This is a genomic window from Mesorhizobium sp. L2C084A000 (assembly GCF_000502875.1).
In the GTDB taxonomy this organism is placed as follows: domain Bacteria; phylum Pseudomonadota; class Alphaproteobacteria; order Rhizobiales; family Rhizobiaceae; genus Mesorhizobium.
The window spans coordinates 331,566-349,889 of sequence record NZ_AYWX01000002.1 but is presented as its reverse complement, the minus strand read 5'-3'; the positions used below and the strand labels follow the sequence as shown (position 1 = coordinate 349,889).

Annotated in this window: 22 protein-coding genes and 1 pseudogene; 13 read left to right on the top strand and 10 right to left on the bottom strand. The window is 62.9% G+C overall.

All coding sequences use genetic code 11. The features are described 5' to 3' along the window. The first annotated feature begins 341 nt into the window (after positions 1-341). The 7 genes from X735_RS159585 to X735_RS159615 all read left to right on the top strand — a co-directional run bounded on the left by X735_RS159585 (position 342) and on the right by X735_RS159615 (position 7,549). On the top strand, positions 342-722 hold the full coding sequence (locus tag X735_RS159585) for an RcnB family protein (protein WP_023809670.1): 381 nt from the start codon (positions 342-344) through the stop codon (positions 720-722). A 136-nt stretch (positions 723-858) separates the two neighbouring features. After that, the gene (gene dnaG / locus X735_RS159590) at positions 859-2,793 is read left to right on the top strand and encodes a DNA primase (RefSeq protein ID WP_023809669.1); all 1,935 of its coding nucleotides are present in this window, start codon (positions 859-861) and stop codon (positions 2,791-2,793) included. Positions 2,794-3,216: 423 nt separating this feature from the next. Then, positions 3,217-5,238, top strand: a complete 2,022-nt coding sequence (rpoD, locus tag X735_RS159595) for an RNA polymerase sigma factor RpoD (RefSeq protein WP_023809668.1) — start codon at positions 3,217-3,219, stop codon at positions 5,236-5,238. Between the two features lie 181 nt (positions 5,239-5,419). Continuing rightward, positions 5,420-5,713, top strand: a complete 294-nt coding sequence (locus X735_RS159600) for a GYD domain-containing protein (protein ID WP_023809667.1) — start codon at positions 5,420-5,422, stop codon at positions 5,711-5,713. Positions 5,714-5,819: 106 nt separating this feature from the next. Next, a complete protein-coding gene (locus X735_RS159605; RefSeq protein WP_023809666.1) occupies positions 5,820-6,089 on the top strand; it encodes a DUF333 domain-containing protein in 270 nt (89 codons plus the stop codon). A gap of 26 nt (positions 6,090-6,115) precedes the next feature. Further along, positions 6,116-7,180, top strand: coding sequence for a DMT family transporter (locus tag X735_RS159610; protein ID WP_031212677.1), 1,065 nt, complete (start codon positions 6,116-6,118; stop codon positions 7,178-7,180). Then, positions 7,181-7,549, top strand: coding sequence for a DCC1-like thiol-disulfide oxidoreductase family protein (locus tag X735_RS159615; RefSeq protein WP_023809664.1), 369 nt, complete (start codon positions 7,181-7,183; stop codon positions 7,547-7,549). A gap of 67 nt (positions 7,550-7,616) precedes the next feature. On the opposite strand, the gene X735_RS159620 is transcribed toward X735_RS159615, so the two are convergent. Then, positions 7,617-7,874, bottom strand: a complete 258-nt coding sequence (locus tag X735_RS159620) for a DUF2798 domain-containing protein (RefSeq protein ID WP_023809663.1) — start codon at positions 7,872-7,874, stop codon at positions 7,617-7,619. 271 nt (positions 7,875-8,145) lie between these two features. Between X735_RS159620 and X735_RS159625 the strand changes: the two genes are divergently transcribed. Continuing rightward, positions 8,146-8,847, top strand: a complete 702-nt coding sequence (locus X735_RS159625) for a PadR family transcriptional regulator (protein ID WP_023809662.1) — start codon at positions 8,146-8,148, stop codon at positions 8,845-8,847. Between the two features lie 112 nt (positions 8,848-8,959). Next, positions 8,960-9,259, top strand: a pseudogene (locus tag X735_RS01000000165605) (HlyU family transcriptional regulator). Positions 9,260-9,347: 88 nt separating this feature from the next. Here the strand turns inward: X735_RS01000000165605 and X735_RS159630 are convergent. From X735_RS159630 to X735_RS159655, 6 genes are all read right to left on the bottom strand, one after another. Next, complete coding sequence (locus tag X735_RS159630) at positions 9,348-9,557, bottom strand: hypothetical protein (RefSeq protein WP_023809661.1); 210 nt, start codon at positions 9,555-9,557, stop codon at positions 9,348-9,350. Positions 9,558-9,650: 93 nt separating this feature from the next. Further along, complete coding sequence (locus tag X735_RS159635) at positions 9,651-10,274, bottom strand: outer membrane lipoprotein carrier protein LolA (protein ID WP_023809660.1); 624 nt, start codon at positions 10,272-10,274, stop codon at positions 9,651-9,653. 49 nt (positions 10,275-10,323) lie between these two features. Next, positions 10,324-10,587 carry a YMGG-like glycine zipper-containing protein gene (locus tag X735_RS159640; RefSeq protein WP_023809659.1) on the bottom strand — a complete coding sequence of 88 codons (264 nt, stop codon included), beginning with the start codon at positions 10,585-10,587 and terminating at the stop codon, positions 10,324-10,326. A 116-nt stretch (positions 10,588-10,703) separates the two neighbouring features. Then, positions 10,704-11,390 (bottom strand): hypothetical protein, encoded by a 687-nt coding sequence (locus X735_RS159645; protein ID WP_245273116.1) that lies wholly within the window; start codon positions 11,388-11,390, stop codon positions 10,704-10,706. A 21-nt stretch (positions 11,391-11,411) separates the two neighbouring features. Continuing rightward, a complete protein-coding gene (locus X735_RS159650) occupies positions 11,412-12,614 on the bottom strand; it encodes an MFS transporter (RefSeq protein WP_023809657.1) in 1,203 nt (400 codons plus the stop codon). Positions 12,615-12,740: 126 nt separating this feature from the next. Beyond that, positions 12,741-13,199 (bottom strand): Lrp/AsnC family transcriptional regulator, encoded by a 459-nt coding sequence (locus X735_RS159655; RefSeq protein WP_013530158.1) that lies wholly within the window; start codon positions 13,197-13,199, stop codon positions 12,741-12,743. A gap of 173 nt (positions 13,200-13,372) precedes the next feature. Here X735_RS159655 and X735_RS159660 point away from each other — a divergent pair, with 173 nt between their 5' ends. Both X735_RS159660 and X735_RS159665 read left to right on the top strand, forming a co-directional pair. Next, entirely contained in the window at positions 13,373-14,107 is a 735-nt protein-coding gene (locus tag X735_RS159660; RefSeq protein ID WP_023809656.1) for an AzlC family ABC transporter permease, read from the top strand. After that, positions 14,104-14,403 carry an AzlD family protein gene (locus X735_RS159665; RefSeq protein ID WP_023809655.1) on the top strand — a complete coding sequence of 100 codons (300 nt, stop codon included), beginning with the start codon at positions 14,104-14,106 and terminating at the stop codon, positions 14,401-14,403. Before X735_RS159660 ends, X735_RS159665 begins: the two co-directional genes overlap by 4 nt. Before the next feature lie 55 nt (positions 14,404-14,458). Here X735_RS159665 and X735_RS159670 read toward each other — a convergent pair whose 3' ends face one another. Beyond that, the gene (locus X735_RS159670) at positions 14,459-15,094 is read right to left on the bottom strand and encodes an FMN-dependent NADH-azoreductase (protein ID WP_023809654.1); all 636 of its coding nucleotides are present in this window, start codon (positions 15,092-15,094) and stop codon (positions 14,459-14,461) included. A gap of 111 nt (positions 15,095-15,205) precedes the next feature. On the opposite strand from X735_RS159670, the gene X735_RS159675 reads away from it, so the two are divergent. Further along, positions 15,206-16,156, top strand: a complete 951-nt coding sequence (locus X735_RS159675) for a LysR family transcriptional regulator (protein ID WP_023809653.1) — start codon at positions 15,206-15,208, stop codon at positions 16,154-16,156. Here the strand turns inward: X735_RS159675 and X735_RS159680 are convergent. Next, positions 16,095-16,715, bottom strand: coding sequence for a TetR/AcrR family transcriptional regulator (locus X735_RS159680; protein WP_023809652.1), 621 nt, complete (start codon positions 16,713-16,715; stop codon positions 16,095-16,097). The two genes, X735_RS159675 and X735_RS159680, sit on opposite strands and share 62 nt — an antisense overlap. 66 nt (positions 16,716-16,781) lie before the next feature. Here X735_RS159680 and X735_RS159685 point away from each other — a divergent pair, with 66 nt between their 5' ends. Next, positions 16,782-17,207 carry a VOC family protein gene (locus tag X735_RS159685; protein WP_023809651.1) on the top strand — a complete coding sequence of 142 codons (426 nt, stop codon included), beginning with the start codon at positions 16,782-16,784 and terminating at the stop codon, positions 17,205-17,207. 6 nt (positions 17,208-17,213) lie between these two features. Here the strand turns inward: X735_RS159685 and X735_RS159690 are convergent, their stop codons facing one another. Then, positions 17,214-18,164 carry a trypsin-like peptidase domain-containing protein gene (locus X735_RS159690; RefSeq protein ID WP_023809650.1) on the bottom strand — a complete coding sequence of 317 codons (951 nt, stop codon included), beginning with the start codon at positions 18,162-18,164 and terminating at the stop codon, positions 17,214-17,216. Positions 18,165-18,324 lie beyond the last annotated feature (160 nt).

Below are 18,324 nucleotides of genomic sequence, written 5' to 3'. Positions count from 1 at the left end.
GATCAGAAGGGAAAACGAGGGTACGAATCATGTTCATGGCGGTGACTTATAATAACTCGAATATTTTAGCCGGATAATAAAATCTTGTCGATTTCAAGGGCCGTTGCAGCGCGACGGGCGGTGTCGGAAAATGGACGGACGCGCAAATGGTTGCATTGCGGGGCGGGCTCGAAGCAACGGATAGGCAGAGTTAGCAGCGCGACCGGCTCCTGCCTTTGCGATTATGTTCAGCTCTATTGGGTAAATAAAGGAAATCATTACACAATTGTAATGCAGGCGTTCAGCTTCGGTTCATCGGTGGCCCGCTATTCCTCTGGCATCGACAACCAAGGAGACTTCTTTTGAAACGCATTGTCCTTTCCGCACTCGCTTTCTCGATGCTGGCCGCTACGTCGCTCACCGGCCAAGCCGCACCGCTGAATGCACCGAACGCTCCGCAGTCGAATTACAGCCAGGTCGACTGGCAAAAGCCCACCAACAGGGATGTCAAGAAGCGCTTCGTCCAGAAGCGCGTCATCCATAAGAAGGTCATCGTGAAGCGCAACAACTGGCGCAACGGCCATAAATATTCAGGCTGGAGACAGCACCAGCCGATCCGCGACTATGGCCGCTACGGCCTGCATCGTCCCGGTCGCGGCCAGGAATGGATCCGCGTCGGCAACGACTATGTGTTGGTCGGTGTGCTCTCCGGCGTCATTTTCGGCGCGCTTGCCGCGCATTAATCGGTCCCCAGGCGGATATTGGAAAGAGGCGGCCCGCAACGGCCGCCTCTTTTGCCTGTGGAAACCGGGTATGGCCCGCATTAAGGGTCGTCGGATTTCGCGGGTATGATTATATAATCGGGAAACGAGTTCCCCGATGCGCTTTCCACCCGCCTTCCTCGACGAGATACGCGACCGCGTGCCGATTTCATCGGTTATCGGCCAGCGCGTCGCGTGGGACAGGAAGAAAACCAACGCACCGCGCGGCGACTATTGGGCCTGTTGTCCGTTCCACGGCGAGAAGAGCCCATCCTTCCACTGCGAGGATAAAAAGGGCCGCTACCATTGTTTCGGCTGTGCGGTTTCGGGCGATCATTTCAAGTTCCTCACCGAACTCGACGGGATGAGCTTTCCCGAAGCGGTCGAAAAGATCGCCGATATGGCCGGCGTGCCGATGCCGGTTCGCGATGCGCAGGAGGAGCGGCGCGAAAAGGAACGCGCCAGCCTGACCGACGTCATGGAGATGGCGACCGCCTTCTTCCAGGAACGGCTGCAGGGGCCGGAAGGCGCCAAAGCCCGCGCCTATCTCAGAGACCGCGGGCTGACGCCGGCGACGCAGCAATCGTTCCGGCTCGGTTTTGCGCCCGACAGCCGCAATGCGCTGAAGGAGCATCTCGCCGCCAAGGGTGTGCCGAAGGCCGATATCGAGGCTTGCGGACTGGTGCGCCACGGCGACGACATTCCGGTTTCCTATGACTGGTTCCGTGACCGCATCATGTTCCCGATCCCGGATTCCAGGGGGAAGATCATCGCCTTTGGCGGCCGCGCGCTGCAGCCCGATGCGCTGGCCAAATACATGAACTCGCCTGACACCGAGCTCTTCCACAAGGGCAATGTGCTCTATAATTTCGCCCGCGCGCGCAAGGCATTGGCCAAGGGCGGCACGGTCATCGCCGTCGAAGGCTATATGGACGTCATCGCACTGGCGCAGGCCGGCTTCGAGAACGTCGTGGCGCCGCTCGGCACCGCGCTTACCGAGAACCAGCTCGAACTGCTCTGGCGCATGGCGCCGGAGCCGATGCTGTGCTTCGACGGCGACAAGGCCGGGCTGAAGGCAGCGTGGCGGGCCGCCGACATGGCGCTGCCGTCTGTGCAGGCCGGGCGCTCGGCGCGCTTCGCGCTGCTGCCGGAAGGCAAGGATCCCGATGATCTGGTCAAGGCCGAAGGACCGGATGCGTTTCGTCGCGTTCTGGCCGAGGCGCGGCCGCTGGTCGACCTTTTATGGATGCGTGAGACGGCGGGCGGCGTCTTCGATACGCCGGAGCGGCGGGCCGAGCTCGAGAAGACGCTGCGCGAACTGACCAGCCGCATCCGCGACGAAAGCCTGCGCTACCACTACCAGCAGGAGATGCGCGAGCGTGTGCTGAGCTTCTTCGGCTCGCAGCGCGGCACCAGGCAAAATCGGCAAGACTGGAAACAGGGCCAAGGCAAGACGGCCGCGCCCGGCGGGCAGTTCGCCAAGGCCGGCAGCGGCCGCATGGCGATCACCGAAAGCCTCGGCCAGTCGGCTTTGGTCAAACGCGGCGGCGAAGGGATGTCGGTGCGCGAGGCGACGATCATCGTCGCATTGGTCAACCATCCGGCGCTGATCGACGAGAATTTCGCTCATATCGAGTTCCTCGATCTCGCCAACTCCGATCTGAGGCGGCTGCATGGAGCGATTCTCGACGCGATGGCGCACGACATGGCCAATGACCGGCAGGCGGTGATTGCGACGATCGAACGCGCCGGCTGCGCCGAGATCTGGGAGCGGGCCGTCGGGCTGATCCGGCGGATGCGGCAATGGCCGGCGCTGGAGACCGCCGCCCTTGAAGATGCCCGCGATGCTTTCAGCCAGGCGCTGCACTTGCAGCGCAGCGCGCGCACCTTACATAAGGAGCTGAAACAGGCGGAAGCGGCGCTCGCCACCGATCCCACAGACGAAAACTATCGGCATCTGATCGAAATTCAGGCGCAATTTCAGGATGTGCAGGCTACGGAAGCGCTGATCGAAGGGTTTGGCGTCTCCTCGGGCAGGGCTGGGCGAGCTTAGTTGGAAGCGAGTGAATTGAGAAAGCGTCGTTGCGCGTCCAAATGGCGCGTAACGGGCTAAGTCGGGTAATTGATTCGCTTTTTTCATGCGAATCATGCGAGAGGCGCTTGACCTTCTGGCAGATTGGCGGAATCAGGACGATTCGAAACGTTAACCCGAACCCGCGTCACGGGAAAACAAGCGATGTGAGGTACTGGTCACTGGACAGGCAGCCCGCCTGCCACAGATATCAGGGTTAATCTGGACTTAATGCATGTCGCCCAAAAGGGGAAACCCGATTTGGGCAACGACATACACCAAACGAAACGAGTTGATGCAGTTACTGGCCCGGTGAAGCGCGTTTCATAAGCGAGCGCATCCGATTTGACTGGTCCGACAGCTTACGCGGCTTTGAAGTTCGGCCGCTAGGAGAAGATAAAGACTATGGCGACAAAGGAAAAGGAAGAGGTCGAAACCGAACGCGAAGGCGCCACCGATGGCCCTCTGCTCGACCTTTCCGATGATGCTGTCAAGAAGATGATCAAGGCCGCCAAGAAGCGCGGCTATGTCACCATGGACGAGCTGAATTCGGTGCTGCCCTCAGAGGAAGTGACCTCCGAGCAGATCGAGGACACGATGGCGATGCTGTCCGACATGGGCATCAACGTGGTCGAGGACGACGAGCAGGGCGAGGAGCCCGAGGCCACCGACACCGCGGCCGATGCCGAGGAAGACGCCAACGAGTTGGCTGAGCAGACCGGCACCGCGGTCGCCGCCACCACCACCAAGAAAGAACCGACCGATCGCACCGACGATCCGGTGCGCATGTATCTGCGCGAGATGGGCTCGGTGGAGCTTTTGTCGCGCGAGGGCGAAATTGCCATCGCCAAGCGCATCGAGGCCGGCCGCGAGACGATGATCGCGGGTCTGTGCGAAAGCCCGCTGACCTTCCAGGCCATCATCATCTGGCGCGACGAACTCAACGAATCCAAGATCCTGCTGCGCGAGATCATCGATCTCGAAGCCACCTATGCCGGCCCCGAGGCCAAGCAGGCGCCGGTGGTCGAGCGCGTCGAGGAAGCCAAGGTCGAGGACAAGCCGCGCCGTTCGCGCGACGACGAAGACGACATCACCAATGTCGGCGCCGATACGCGTGGGCTGACGGATGACGACGACGAAGACGAGGACGAAGCGAGCCTGTCGCTGGCCGCGATGGAAGCCGAACTCCGCCCGCAGGTGATGGAGACGCTCGACGTTATCGCCGACACCTACAAAAAGCTGCGCAAGCTGCAGGACCAGCAGGTCGAGAACAGGCTCGCCGCTGCGGGCACGCTGTCGCCCAGCCAGGACCGCCGGCTGAAGGAGCTCAAGGACCAGCTGATCAAGGCGGTGAAGTCGCTGTCGCTCAACACGGCGCGCATCGAGGCGCTGGTCGAGCAGCTCTACGACATCAACAAGCGCCTGGTGCAGAACGAAGGCAAGCTGCTCAGGCTGGCCGAAAGCTACGGCGTGCGCCGCGAAGAGTTCCTGAAGGAATATCAGGGTTCCGAGCTCGACCCGAACTGGACGCGCTCGATCGGCAATCTGACATCGCGCGGCTGGAAGGAATTCACCAAGAACGAGAAGGATGCGATCAAGGACCTGCGCGCCGAGATCCAGAACCTCGCCACCGAAACGGCGATCTCGATCCTGGAATTCCGCAAGATCGTCAATCAGGTGCAGAAGGGCGAGCGCGAAGCGGCGATCGCCAAGAAGGAAATGGTCGAGGCCAACCTGCGCCTCGTCATCTCCATCGCCAAGAAGTACACCAATCGCGGCCTGCAGTTCCTCGACCTGATCCAGGAAGGCAATATCGGCCTGATGAAGGCGGTCGATAAGTTCGAATACCGCCGCGGCTACAAGTTCTCGACCTACGCGACATGGTGGATCCGACAGGCGATCACGCGTTCGATCGCCGATCAGGCGCGTACCATCCGCATTCCGGTGCACATGATCGAGACGATCAACAAGATCGTGCGCACCTCGCGCCAGATGCTGCACGAGATCGGCCGCGAGCCGACGCCGGAAGAACTGGCCGAAAAGCTTGCCATGCCGCTCGAAAAGGTGCGCAAGGTCTTGAAGATCGCCAAGGAGCCGATCTCGCTCGAAACGCCGGTCGGCGACGAGGAGGATTCGCATCTGGGCGATTTCATCGAGGACAAGATGGCGATCCTGCCGATCGACGCGGCGATCCAGGCCAATCTGCGCGAGACCACCACGCGCGTGCTGGCCTCGCTGACGCCGCGCGAGGAGCGCGTGCTCAGAATGCGCTTCGGTATCGGCATGAACACCGACCACACGCTGGAAGAAGTCGGCCAGCAGTTCTCTGTTACCCGCGAGCGCATTCGTCAGATCGAAGCCAAGGCGCTGCGCAAGCTCAAGCACCCGAGCAGGTCGCGCAAGCTGCGCAGCTTCCTGGATAGCTGAGACTTACCGATGCAAAGAGTTCAAGGGCGCCGATGGCGCCCTTTTTTGTTGCGGGACGCACTCTTGCGCTGCAGGCCCTTCAGGAGGATAATTTCCGTGTCGGATGCATTTTCTGGGCGACAACCCGGATGCCCGCCCCGGCGAAGCCGCCGTGCTCCGTGGCCCCGGAGGGAGGTGTGCCATGACAAGCTACATCGTGCTGATGAACTGGACGGAGCAGGGTGCCAGGAACGTACGCGAGTCACCGAAGCGGCTCGACGCCGCCAGGAAGCAACTGGGAGACATGGGCGGATCGTTCAAGGCGTTCTACCTGACCATGGGCGAATACGATATGGTGGCTGTGGTCGAAGCCCCCGACGACGCGGTGCTGGCGCGCTTCTCGCTGATGCTGGCGGCAGCGGGCAATGTCAGGACGCGGACGCTGAAGGCCTTTCCCGAATTAGCCTACCGCGAGATCATCACCTCGCTCGGGTGAAGGAATCGGCAGGGTTTCTCGAAGTCGCTGGTTGGTGCCGGCCTGGTGGCGCTTTGCCGCAAGACGGGGCGCTTCGCCGTGATAGAATGCGGCCGGGGAGATCGCGATGAAGAAGGTTTCGATATTGGTCGCCAGCTTTGCCGCTTTGTCGTCGCTGCCGTTTTCCGTCGGCGCCAGTGCGCAAAAACCGGTCGGCATGGCCAATCCGGCATCAGTCCATTGTGGCGAGATCGGCGGGCGCCTGGTGATCAGGAAGGACAAGGCCGGTAATGAATATGGATTCTGCGGCTTGCCCAATGGACGCCTTTGCGAGGAGTGGGCGCTGTTTCGCGACAACAAGTGCATCGGGCCAAAGGCGGCCATGCGCCGCAAGTGACACACTTGCCATGATAGGGTGAGGTCATGTCCGAACCGCATTCCCATTCGCATCTGTGGCCCGGCGTGCCACTCGCGCTTGGCTCGGCCGTCCTGTTCGGGGCGACGCCGCCGCTCAGCAAGCTGCTGCTCAATGGCGTCAATCCCTTCATGCTGGCCGGGCTGCTCTATCTCGGTGCCGGTCTCGGGCTGGCTCTGTACCGCCTGCTTCGGGGCAGGCAGGCCGCGGCCGGGGAGGCGCAACTGACCGCTGGGGATATTCCCTGGCTGGCGCTGGCGATCGGCATGGGCGGCATCATCGCGCCGGTGCTGCTGATGTTCGGCTTGACCCTCAACACGGCGTCCAGTTCGGCGCTGCTGCTCAACCTGGAAGGGCTGGCGACGATGGCGATCGCCTGGCTCGTCTATCGCGAGAATGTCGACCGGCGCCTGCTTTTCGGCGCGTTCGCCATTCTGGCGGGCGCCGTTCTTCTGTCGTGGCAAGGTGAGGGCGTCGCCTTCAACCGTGGCGCCCTGCTGGTGGCGGGGGCTTGTCTGGCCTGGGGGATCGACAACAATTTCACGCGCAGGATCTCCGCCACCGACCCGGTGGTGATCGCCATGCTCAAAGGGCTGGTGGCGGGTGTCGTCAATGTCGGGCTGGCGCTTGCCGGCGGTGCTTTGTTTCCCCCGGGGTCGGTCATTGCAGCGACCGCGGCAGTCGGTTTCTTCGGCATTGGGGTCAGCCTGGTGATGTTCATCGTGGCGCTGCGTCATCTGGGTACCGCCCGGACAGGGGCCTATTACTCGCTCGCTCCCTTCATCGGCGCGCTGCTGGCAATCGCCATCCTGGGTGACGCCGTCACGCTCAAGCTTGCGGCCGCCGGACTTCTGATGGGTGTTGGCCTGTGGCTGCATCTGTCGGAGCGCCATGAGCATGAGCACGACCATGAGGAACTGGAGCATGAGCACAGCCATGTGCATGACGAACACCACCAGCACCATCATGACGGGCCGGTAAGCGAGCCGCATTCTCATTGGCACCGGCATGCCCCAATGCGACACCGGCATCCGCATTATCCCGACCTGCACCACAGGCATGGCCACGGATAAATGCTGACCGTCTGGTACAACACGCGCTGCCCGGTCTGCGATGCCGGCATAAGCAGGCAGAAGCGGCGGCTGATCGAAGCGGTCAAGGCCGGGCGGATCGAGTTCCGAGACATCAATTTTGAACCGGCAGCGCTTGCCGGGCATGGCGCGTCGCTTGAGGATATCCGCCGCCGGCTGCACGCCACCGACGTGGCGGGCAGGCTGCTGGTCGGCGCCGACGTTGCCATCGCCGTGTGGAAGGTCACGCCGGGCGAGGGCTGGCTGGCGATGGTGTTCGGCAATCCGGTTGTCTTGCCGCTGACACGCTTTGCCTATGATCGTTTCGCCGACCTTCTCTATGCCTGGAACCGGCGCAAGGGTCGCTGGTAGCGCTTCGTGATTAATGACCAGAAGCGCAAAGGTCCGGAGGACATCTCCGGACCTTTTTTCGTGCGAGTTATCGGCTGGCCGGCTCGCAGAGCGCGCCGACGATGCGGCGTACCACCGGCAGCACCAGCAGCAGCGTCGGAAACGCCACCAGCCAGGACAGCCCCCAGGCGGTCAGCCAGATGGACGGCAGCTCGGGGTGGAAGCCAAGGCTTTTCAACGTCGAGATGAACGAGACGATGAAGGTCATCAACAGCGACAGCACCAGCGGGCTAAGAACAGCGGCATAGCGCGCAGGCAGCTTCCTGCGCTGATGTCTTGCAGTCATTTTGAGAGTTCCCTGAAGTATCCGGTCCGTCGCTTTTGGCATCCATTCGCCGGTGACCGGCAAAATTGCCCGGAAAGACCGGGGTTGGATGCGTTGCTTGACGTCAGACGCTTACGGAGCAGCCGAGGCGCTCGCGGGCCTTCTAGCGGTACGTTCCGGTGAAAGCAAGCCTCTGGCGCCGCATTCAGATACATCGTAAGATATATCTTGACTCTCCCGATTGGCTCGCATAATTAAGATATATCGTAAGATACAACTCAAGGAGCAATCAATGCACAAACATTTTGGGAACAATCATTTCGGCGAGCGCATGTTCATGCACATGGCCGGCAAATTCGGCGGCAAATTTGGTGGCAGAGGGGGCGGCGGTTTTGGCCCGTTCGGGCACGGCGGTCGCGGTGGCGGGCGGGGCGGCCCGGGCGACATGTTCCGCGCCGGGCGCATGCTGGCCGACGGCGACCTCAAGCTGATCACGCTGTCGCTGCTGGCCGAGGCCCCGCGCCACGGCTACGACATCATCAAGGCCTTGGAAGAGCGCACCAGCGGCATCTACAGCCCGAGCCCGGGCGTGGTCTACCCGACGCTGACCTTCCTGGAAGAGGCCGGCTATGCCGCCTCCGCCGCCGACGGCAACAAGAAGGTGTTTTCGATCACCGAAGCTGGCCAGGCGCATCTCGCCGACAACCGCGAGATGATCGATGGCGTGCTCGACCATCTCGAGCGCTTCGGCCGCAAAATGGCCAAGGCGCGCGACTGGTTCGGCTGGAACGACGAGAGCGAAGAGGGCGGGCGTCGTGGCGGCCGGGGTGGCCGCGGGGATCGTTCGGAAGCGCGGGACGAATTCCGCGCAGTCCGCCACCGGCTGCGCGCGGCTCTGGGTGACTTCGTCGACGCCCCGGCCGACAAGCAGGCCGAGGCGATCGCCATCCTCGAAGCCGCCGCCGAGGCCCTGGAAGCGCTGTCGCACAAGTAAGCTCGTCCAGCCGACCGGACGCAGCCCTTGCCCGCTGGGCCAAGGACCGATAGTGAAATTCATCCCGCGTCACTCTACATGGTGCGGGATGAATGCTGTTGGAGGAAGCCCGATGTCTTTTCTGAAGCGTCTTTTCGGCGGTGGCGCCAGCGGAGCCGAAACGGCTGGGCCAACGAGCGCAGCGCCGGCCAAGTAGGTCGAGCACAAGGGCTTCCTGATCAGCGCCACGCCCTACAAGGCGGATGGCCAGTACCAGACGTGCGGCGTCGTCTCCAAGGAGATCGACGGCGTGGTGAAGGAACACAAATTCATCCGCGCCGACCGCTTCGCCGGGCTCGACGACGCCGTCGACATCTCGATCAAGAAGGGCATCCAACTGGTCGACGAGCAGGGCGACCGGATTTTTGGGTAGATCACCGCCAGCAGGTCACTGCCTAACCATGCGGGCCTTTGCGCCACGATGGACCTCTCGGTCCGGGTTGACGTACGACCGCCGGCGATCAACTCGTCCTGGTGGGATCAATCGTCATCAGGCGGGTCCTGGCCTCGATCAGATGCCTTCTCGCGGCCCTTATCCGGCCGCACAATGCCAAGTTAAGAGCGACGCCGCCTTCCTCGTCCAGCAAGTCATTCGCGCGCTTCAGAGAGCGCTCGGCTCTCCTTATGCGCAGTCTGGCGTTGGCCGCTTCGATGCTGTGAATTTCAATCATTGTGCCGCGTCCTTTGCGGTTCCGGTCCCTTCATGGACTAAACCGCCGCTGATCCTATTGGTTCCGGCGCTGTGATTATGGCTGCGGTTTCGGCTATTTCGTTGTGGTGTTGAATTCACGGTTTGCCGCATAATCGATAACGAAGGTGCCCTCGGGAGCGCGAACGCCTTGCCTCACATTTGAGATGGTCACCGTCGTGGTAAGTCCCTTCTCGTCGGTGAGGCTCCATCTGCGCAGATCGAGCGATTTTCTGTCGAACACCATGGAGATGTTCGAATTGCCGAAAGCCGATCTGTCGGCCAGCTTGACGGTTACTTGAGCGCCGTCTTCTCTGATGCTTTTGACGCGACTGCCGGAGAAGTCGACCTTGTTGTCGAGCAGCAGCTTAAGCGGCGTCTTCGAGAGAGCATAAAGCCGCGATGTCTTCAGTCTCCTGTTATAAACCACCAGGGATTTGCCATCCGCGATCACGCTGACCCCAGATTGGCCTGCATAGTTGAACCGGATCTTGCCTGGGCGTTGGAGAAAAAACCTGCCGTGTTTTCTTTCCGCTTTCGGGCCTGATTGCACGAAATCCCCTGACATGGATTTCACCGATGAGAAGTGATCGGCAACCGTCTTTGCTTCAACCGGCGCGGCCGAAGCCCCGGCATTCACCGCGGCAACGCCGATAACGGCACACAAGAAACCCAGCAGCTTTTTGATCCGATAGGCCATTCGATTAACCCCCAGCAAACGCGTGATCGAAGGAGATCACGCGTTGAGATCAGTAGCCGTTCGGGCACCGCGCGACGTAAACCCGGCCGTACCGATCGCGATATCTGCACTGGCCGGCTTCGCTGGCGTGGCCGATGATGGCCCCTGCTATCGCACCAACCGCACCGCCAACAACCGCCCCTTCCACAGGGTCTCCGGCCACCGCGGCGCCTACGGCCGCGCCACCCAAGCCGCCGACGGCGGCGCCTTGTTCGGTACGGGAGCACGCCGAGAGCGGAATGAGCAGGCTCAAAATGAGCAGCGTCTTTTTCATTGGTTCTCTCCTGGGGCTACTATTAGCCAAAGCTTAAATGCTCAAGAGAGCTTTTCGATCCATCGACCGTTGCCTGCCATTCAAGCCTGGCCGTGGCGGAGCCACGCGCCTTCGGCTCAAATGCCTGCGATCGCCAAAAGCCAGGCCAGGATGTCGAGCAGCAGAAACAGCAGCGCAATCTGCAGCGCCACCCGCAGCCGCTGGATAATTCGCCAGTTGCCGGCCATGTCCGCCTTGATGCGAAGGGCAAGCGCGCGGCGCATGGCCGACATCGTCGTCGGCCTGTCGCCGTCGACATATTGATCAAGCAGCTCTTCCGGATCGAAGCGGAATGTATATTGGTGGTAGGGCCAAAGCATGAAGACGATCAACCCGCCGATGCCGAACAGCAGGGCCACCGCGGTCCAGTCCCAGAGCCCAAGCCCATTGGAAAGGGCCGCACCGCCGCGCAATGAGTTTGCGAATGCGGTGGCAAAGACAAGGCTGCCGGCGCGGGTGCTCATGTTCTCCACAAGGGTCTGCTGTTGCGTGAGACCTCTCACCGCCTCCTGATAAATGAATGCAAGACGCGGATCGTCGTCGGCAACAGCGCTTGCGGCAATTCTGTTGCTTTCGCTTCCACTCGGATGTTCCGCCATCAGGGTGTCCTCTCTGGCGTGGACTGGATGCGCGAGCTCAGTCGAGATCCCACGGAGCAAATGTTGTCCGTGGACTGCCCCGCGCAAGGGGGGGAACGGATGAAACAGGGGACAGGATCCGTGGCGAACCGAACGGGCGAGGCTGATTGCGCGCCTGGCCAGCAAGGTTTGGGAAATCGACCCGGGCTAAGCCGGCTGCAACTCCCTGCGCGGCAGTGGCGGGAACGCGATGGCGATGCCGACCGCGCCGAGCCCGATAAGAGCCGAGCCGATGAACAGCCAGGAATAGTTGGCGTAGGCGTCGAACACCATGCCGCCGGCAAGCGGTCCCAGCGCCATGCCGAGGCTGGACAGCATGGTGGCGGCGCCGAACACGGTGCCGAGGATGCGCTGGCCGAAATATTCGCGCGCCAGCACCGCATAGAGCGGCATGACACCGCCATAGGTGGCACCGAAGATAACGGCCAGCATGTAGAACTGCTCAAGCTGGCTGATCGACAGATAGGCGGCAATGACGATCGCCTGGATCGCCAGGCCCGCGATCAGCACCGGCTTGACGCCCAGCCTGTCGGCCAGCACGCCGTAGAAGAGCCGGCCGCCGAGGCCTGCCAGGCCTTCGACACTGTAGATCGAGACCGCTGCCATGGGGGCGACGCCGCACAGCATGGCATAGCTGACCATGTGGAAGATCGGCCCGGAATGCGCCGCGCAGCAGGCAAAGAAGGTCAGCCCCAGCACGATGAATTGCGGCGAGCGCAGCGCCTGGCCGACCGTCAGGCCGGCACCTTCGGCAACCGGCGCGGAGCCGGGGTCGACTAAGACGGGCTTCGGCGGCTGGCGCACCAGCAGCACCGCCGGCAACAGCAGCACCCAGGCGGTAATGCCGATGTCGAACATGGCGGTGCGCCAATCATAGGCGGAGATCAGCCAGCGGGCGAGGGGCGAGATCGTCATCGGCGCCACGCCCATGCCGGCCGAGACCAGTGAGACGGCAAGGCTGCGGTTGGTGTCGAACCAGCCTGTGGTCAGCGCGATCATCGGCGCGAAAAAGGCGCTTGCCGCGAGACCGACCAGCACGCCATAGGTGACCTGGAAGCTCAGCAGCGAACCGGCGCGGCTGGCCAGCACCAGCGCCAGCCCGAGCAGCACCGCGCCGATCATCACGACGATGCGGGCGCCAAAACGGTCCGATATCGCGCCCCAGGCGAAGCCACCAAGGCCCATCACCAGGAAGTTGAGCGTCATGGCGCTCGAAATGCCGGCGCGCGACCAGTTGGTGTCGACCGCCATCGGCTCGAGAAAGATCGCCAGCGAAAACATCGTCCCGATGGCGACGCAGGACATCAGCGCGCCAGCGGCGACGATGACCCAACGATAGGAAAGGCTCATTCAAATCTCCCATGCCTAAGGGCAGCGCTGCGCGCTGCTTGCACCCGAAGGACGCCGGCACCGGGTTCGATCCTACAATCCGGTTGCATTTTTTATCCAGTTTGACGTGACGCCGTTTTCAGTAGCTCAGATCGGCAGTTCCGACGTGTATTTGATCGTCTGGCTGGGGACGTCGGTCTTGACGTTCTGCACGCCCTTGATGCGGCTCAGATGCTCCGACTGGAAGCGGCGGTAATCGTCGATGCCGGCCGCCACCACACGCACCATGGCGTCGCAATCGCCGAGCATCAGGTAGCACTCCATCACCTGCGGCAGCTTGGCGACTTCGGTGGCGAAATGCTCGATCGTGTCCTCGTCCTGCGTTTTCAACCAGATGCGGGTGAAGAAGGTCAGGCCCTTGCCGATGCTGGCGGGGTTGAGCACGGCGACGTAGCGGTCGATGACACCGGCCTCCTCCAGCAGCTTCACGCGACGCAGGCAAGGCGATGGCGACAGCCCGACCTCATTGGCCAGATCGTTGTTGGCCATGCGGCCGTCGCGCTGCAGCGCCCGCAGGATCCGCTTGTCGATCTCATCAAGTTTCATGGCTCTGGATTCCATCTATTTATGGCTTTGTAGCGCCAAATGCCAAATTCTGATGAAACACAACAATCTTCGCAACCAAATTGTGAGCCGGTGCCGCTATGTTTGCGGCCGACATCACAAGAGTCCAGAAGCAACCCGGGAGCGGCGGCCGCGAGGCGCGCCAGGGGAGACGCATGAGCATTTCACAGGCAGTCGAGGCGGCGGGCAATGGTTCGGGATCCGAGTTCCGCCGTGGCGTGGCGTCCTGCGCGCCGGTGCTGTTCGGCACCATCCCCTATGCGCTGGTGCTTGGCGCCCAGGCCACGCAGAAAGGCTTAAGCACGGTCGAACTGTCTGCCATGACAGGGCTGAACTTCGCCGGCGGCTCGGAATTCGCGGCGATCCAGTTGTGGACGTCGCCGCCGCACGTCGTGCTCATCGTCGCCATCACCTTCCTGGTCAACAGCCGTCACCTGCTGATGGGTGCGGCACTGGCGCCATTCCTGCGCCACCTGCCACGACGCAAGGTGTTTCCGGCGCTTTTCTTTATGTGCGATGAAAGCTGGGCGCTGGGCCTGGCCGATGCCAAACAGCGCGCTGCCGCCGGCATCACGCCGGCCTTCAGCCCGCGCTACTATATGGGCGCGGCGCTGGCGATGTATCTCGCCTGGGTGTCCTTCACCACGCTGGGTGCCTTGCTCAGTCCGATGCTCGGCGACGTCGGGACCTATGGTTTTGACATGGCGTTCCCGGCCGTCTTCCTGGTGCTGATGCGCGGCATGTGGACGGGTATGGCGGCGGCGCGGCCCTGGCTGGTCAGCCTGATCGTGGCAGCACTGGTCTATCTCTTCGTTCCCGGCGCCTGGTATGTCGCCGCCGGCGCGGTATCGGGGCTGGTCGCGGCTTGGCTGATGGCGGGTGATGCATGATCGACGCAATGACCTTTCTCACCATCGTGCTGATGGCCGGCGTCACTTACCTGACGCGCATCGGCGGCTATGTCGTGCTGCGCAACCGCACACTCAGCGCGCGTGCCACGGCGGTCATGGGAGCCGCGCCTGGTTGCGTGCTGATCTCTGTCATCGCACCGGCCTTCGTGTCGAAGTCCCCGGCGGATATTCTGGCGCTGGCTGTTACTCTGGTAGCCGCCACGCGGCTTTCCATGCTGCCGACCGTGCTGATCGGAGTCAGCGCCGCTGGTCTGCTGAGGCACCTCATCGGCTAGAACGAAAAAGGCAGGCGCGCACGCCTGCCTTTCGAAGCGGACAAATTTTGGCTCTTTACGCGGCAGCCGCGACACCCTGGCTGGCGGCCACCACGGCATCGACCTTGGCGGTCGCCTTGGCGAGCGCTGCGGTCACCGCGTCAGGACCCATGCCGACGCCTTCGATGCGGATGACATCGACGTCGGTCATGCCGAGGAAGCCGAGCACGCCGCGCAGGTAGGGAATGGCGTGATCGAACTGCACGGCCGCACCTTCGGAGTAGATGCCGCCCGAAGCCAGCACGATATAGACCTTCTTGCCGGTGACGAGACCCTTGGGGCCGTTCTCGCCATAGGCAAAGCTCTTGCCGGAACGAGAGATGTGATCGACCCAGGACTTCAGTGTCGAGGAGATGTTGAAGTTGATGAAGCCTGTGGCCAGGATCACTGTGTCGGCGGCAAACAGCTCGTCGAGCACCACATCGGAGACGCCGACGACTTCAGCCTGGCGCGCAGTGCGGGCTTCCGCCGGCACGTAGATGCCGCTGGCGTAGTCGGCATCGATATGCGGCAGCGGGTTGGCGACGAGGTCGCGCACGACGAGCGTGTTCGACGGATCGGCGGCGACGAGCTTTTCAGCGAATTCGGTAGCGATGCGGGTCGAATGCGAGGCGGCGCCCCGCGGGCTTGAGGTGACAAGAAGAATGGACATTTTGGGCTCTCCAGCGGTTGGAATGATTTGTCCCACCAGATATGGGGCTTTCGATCCATTCAATAAACTGGTATATTTTCTATACGATCCATCTATAAGTTAGATATATCGATGCAGCCCAACCCGACGCTCGATCAACTTCAGATCTTTGTGACAGTCGCCGAAGCCGGCAGCTTCTCGGCCGCCGGCCGCAAGCTCAACCGGGCACAGTCCGTGATCAGCTACGGCATCGCCAATCTCGAGGCGCAGCTGGGGCTGAAACTGTTCGAGCGCGAGGGCACGCGCGAGCCGCAATTGACCGAGATCGGCCGGGCGATGCTGGAGGATGCGCGGCGCATGATCGGCGTGCTGCAGCGCATCCGCTCCCGCGTCGACGGCCACCACCAGGGGCTCGAGGCCGAAGTCGCGCTGTCGGTCGATGCGGCGCTGCCGTCGCCGGTGCTGGTGCGGGTGTTGAAGGCATTCGAGGTGCAGTTTCCGACCGTGATGCTGCGCCTGCATATCGGCACGCTCGGCCTGATCCCCGATCATGTCGTCAGCGGGCAGGCCGACCTTGGCATTGGCGGCCTGCTGGGCGATGTCGATGTGCATCTCGCGCGCATCGGCTTCATGTCGATCGTGCTGGCCGCCGCGCCCAGCCATCCGCTGGCCCTGCTGCCGAAGCCGGTGGCGATCGAGGATGCGCGCGAACACACGCAGCTTGTCGTCACCGACCAGTCGGAGCGTACCAAGGGGCGCGACTTCGGAGTCTTCGCCTACCGTACCTGGCGGCTGACGGATGTGCGCACCAAGCATATGCTGATGCGCGAGGGGCTGGGCTGGGGCGGGCTGCCGCGCTGGCTGATAGCAGACGACCTGGCGAGTGGCCGGCTGGTCGAAATCGACCTCGAATCCTTCAGGGAGGTGAGTTCGCCGCTGTTTGCCATGCACCGCAACGATCGCAGCCCGAAGCCAGCGGCCGCCTGGCTGATCGACCAGTTCAAGCGCCAGCTCGGCTGCTTCAACGAGTTCGAACCGGGCGAGGTGCCTGAGGAAGAGACAGGCCATCGATCAGTGCTATGAGCACCGCGCGGTAGTCCTGAGCTGACGCACCGGCCTCGATGGCCAGGGCGGCACGATCGAAGGCGGAGCCGAGCAGTGCGGTCAGCGCGTCGGCCGGCAATCTCGTCATCGTTTGCGCCCGCATCGCCGCGACCAGCCCTTCGCGCAGCGAGCGGTTGCCATGGCGGTTGTCGATCGCGTCCATGGCGGCGCGGCCAAGCACGGCCGGGCCGTCGAGCAGCAGCAGGCGCGTGCGGCCTGGCGTGCGCATGGCGGTGAGATAGGCGTCGGAACCGGCAATCAGTGCGTCGCGGGCATTGAGTGATGGCGCCGAGGCGCGCTCGATCTCCTCGGCGACCGCTGCCGCCTCCTGGTCGACCACGGCGGCAAACAGCGCCTGCTTGTCGGCGAAGTGATGGTAAAGCGCGCCGCGCGTGACGCCGGCGGCAGCGGCGATCTCCGGCGTGCCGGTCTCGGCATAGGATTTTTCCGTAAACAGCTTTCGCGCCGCGGCAATCAGGTCGGCGCGCGTCGCCTCGGTACGGTCACGGTTGGAACGGCGCGCGGAATCGCGTTGCATACATGCAGCCTGTATGTTAATTCAATTTACATGCAGACTGTATGTTAATTGACGGGAGAAGGAAAGATGAAGACGACGAGCTATTACCCGGTGCTGATGACCGGCGACGTCGCCGGCACGACGGCGTTCTATGTCGAGCATTTCGGCTTCCAGCCGCTGTTTGAAAGCGACTGGTATGTGCATCTGCAATCGGTGGACAACAAACGCGTCAATCTCGGCATCGTCCAGGGCGACCACGAGACCATCCCGAAGGAGGGGCGGGGCCGCACATCGGGCCTGCTGATCAATTTCGAGGTTCGCGACCCGGACGCGGTCTATGAGCGGATCCTTGCCGCCGGCCTGCCGATCCTCCAATCCTTGCGCGACGAGCCCTTCGGCCAGCGCCATTTCATCACCAAAGACCCCAATGGCGTGCTGATCGACGTCATCAAGCCGATTCCGCCGAGCGAGGCGTTTCTGGCGCAGTACGCCGAGGGGGCTGCGGAACGGTGACCGTCCTCAGCCCGCCCTTGCCACCGGCGTCACCGTCACCTGGCTGACGCCGGTGCGGCGCACCACGGTGCATTGTGTCTCGCGGCCGATGCGCTCGGCGTCGAGCACGCGCACCAGGTCGTCGACGCCGGTGACCGGGCGGCCGTCTATTGCGGCGATGATGTCGCCCTCCTTCAAGCCGGCCTTGGCCGCCGGGCCGTCCTTCTCGACGCTGCGCAGGCGAACCGCCGTGCTGGTCGAGACTTGCGACAACAGGGCAGCGCGTCGCGGCAGATTGACGGTGTCGGCCGAGACGCCGATGAAGGCGCGGCGCACGCGGCCGAAGCGGATGATCTCCGAAATGACGAAATTGGCGGTGTTGGAGGCAACCGCGAAGGCGATGCCTTGCGCGCCATGGATCATGGCGGTGTTGACGCCGATGACCTCGCCGGCCGACGACACCAGCGGTCCGCCGGAATTGCCGGGATTGAGCGCTGCGTCGGTCTGGATAACGTCGTCGATCAGCCGGCCGGTGGAGGCGCGCATCGAGCGGCCGAGCGCGGAGACGACGCCGGAGGTGACGGTCCATTCGAAACCGAGCGGGTTGCCGATTGCAATGGCGATCTGGCCGCGCCGCAGCCGCTTGGAATCGCCCAGCGGTGCGATGTCGGCAAAGCTGCCGTCGGCGCGCACCAGCGCGATGTCGGTGTCGGGATCGCGGCCAAGCACGCGGCCTTCGCGGGAGGCACCGTCCGGCATCGACACGCGCACCGTCCTGGCGTCGCCGACGACGTGGAAATTGGTGACGACCAGCCCGTCCGGCGCGATGACGAAGCCGGAGCCATGGCCGCCCTGACCGCCAACGCGCTCGATGCGGCAGACGGCCGGACCGATGCGGTCGACGGCGTCGGCAACCGTCGTCGAATAGGCGTCGAGCAGCGTATCATCGGTTTGGAATTTGGCGACGGCGAGGGCCATGGGAGGGCTCCGTGTGTTCAGGCTTGATCGTGACTATATGTGCGGAGCGGCTGGAACCGCAGCGACCTGACCAGATGGCCAGTCAAACCGGCAACTAGCCGTCAGGCGAGTACCCGCGGACGCGCTGTCGAGCGATATCTGGGGCATGGATGAACCCAGG

Coding starts and splice junctions, on each gene's coding strand:
- X735_RS159670 (WP_023809654.1), bottom strand. CDS start 15,094: ATGTCCATTCTTCTTGTCACCTCAAGCCCGCGGGGCGCCGCCTCGCAT.
- X735_RS159640 (WP_023809659.1), bottom strand. CDS start 10,587: ATGAAAAAGACGCTGCTCATTTTGAGCCTGCTCATTCCGCTCTCGGCG.
- dnaG (WP_023809669.1), top strand. CDS start 859: ATGCGCTTTCCACCCGCCTTCCTCGACGAGATACGCGACCGCGTGCCG.
- X735_RS159635 (WP_023809660.1), bottom strand. CDS start 10,274: ATGGCCTATCGGATCAAAAAGCTGCTGGGTTTCTTGTGTGCCGTTATC.
- X735_RS159690 (WP_023809650.1), bottom strand. CDS start 18,164: ATGGCCCTCGCCGTCGCCAAATTCCAAACCGATGATACGCTGCTCGAC.
- X735_RS159675 (WP_023809653.1), top strand. CDS start 15,206: ATGCAGCCCAACCCGACGCTCGATCAACTTCAGATCTTTGTGACAGTC.
- X735_RS159665 (WP_023809655.1), top strand. CDS start 14,104: ATGATCGACGCAATGACCTTTCTCACCATCGTGCTGATGGCCGGCGTC.
- X735_RS159605 (WP_023809666.1), top strand. CDS start 5,820: ATGAAGAAGGTTTCGATATTGGTCGCCAGCTTTGCCGCTTTGTCGTCG.
- X735_RS159610 (WP_031212677.1), top strand. CDS start 6,116: ATGTCCGAACCGCATTCCCATTCGCATCTGTGGCCCGGCGTGCCACTC.
- rpoD (WP_023809668.1), top strand. CDS start 3,217: ATGGCGACAAAGGAAAAGGAAGAGGTCGAAACCGAACGCGAAGGCGCC.
- X735_RS159650 (WP_023809657.1), bottom strand. CDS start 12,614: ATGAGCCTTTCCTATCGTTGGGTCATCGTCGCCGCTGGCGCGCTGATG.
- X735_RS159685 (WP_023809651.1), top strand. CDS start 16,782: ATGAAGACGACGAGCTATTACCCGGTGCTGATGACCGGCGACGTCGCC.
- X735_RS159630 (WP_023809661.1), bottom strand. CDS start 9,557: ATGATTGAAATTCACAGCATCGAAGCGGCCAACGCCAGACTGCGCATA.
- X735_RS159660 (WP_023809656.1), top strand. CDS start 13,373: ATGAGCATTTCACAGGCAGTCGAGGCGGCGGGCAATGGTTCGGGATCC.
- X735_RS159680 (WP_023809652.1), bottom strand. CDS start 16,715: ATGCAACGCGATTCCGCGCGCCGTTCCAACCGTGACCGTACCGAGGCG.
- X735_RS159615 (WP_023809664.1), top strand. CDS start 7,181: ATGCTGACCGTCTGGTACAACACGCGCTGCCCGGTCTGCGATGCCGGC.
- X735_RS159655 (WP_013530158.1), bottom strand. CDS start 13,199: ATGAAACTTGATGAGATCGACAAGCGGATCCTGCGGGCGCTGCAGCGC.
- X735_RS159620 (WP_023809663.1), bottom strand. CDS start 7,874: ATGACTGCAAGACATCAGCGCAGGAAGCTGCCTGCGCGCTATGCCGCT.
- X735_RS159600 (WP_023809667.1), top strand. CDS start 5,420: ATGACAAGCTACATCGTGCTGATGAACTGGACGGAGCAGGGTGCCAGG.
- X735_RS159625 (WP_023809662.1), top strand. CDS start 8,146: ATGCACAAACATTTTGGGAACAATCATTTCGGCGAGCGCATGTTCATG.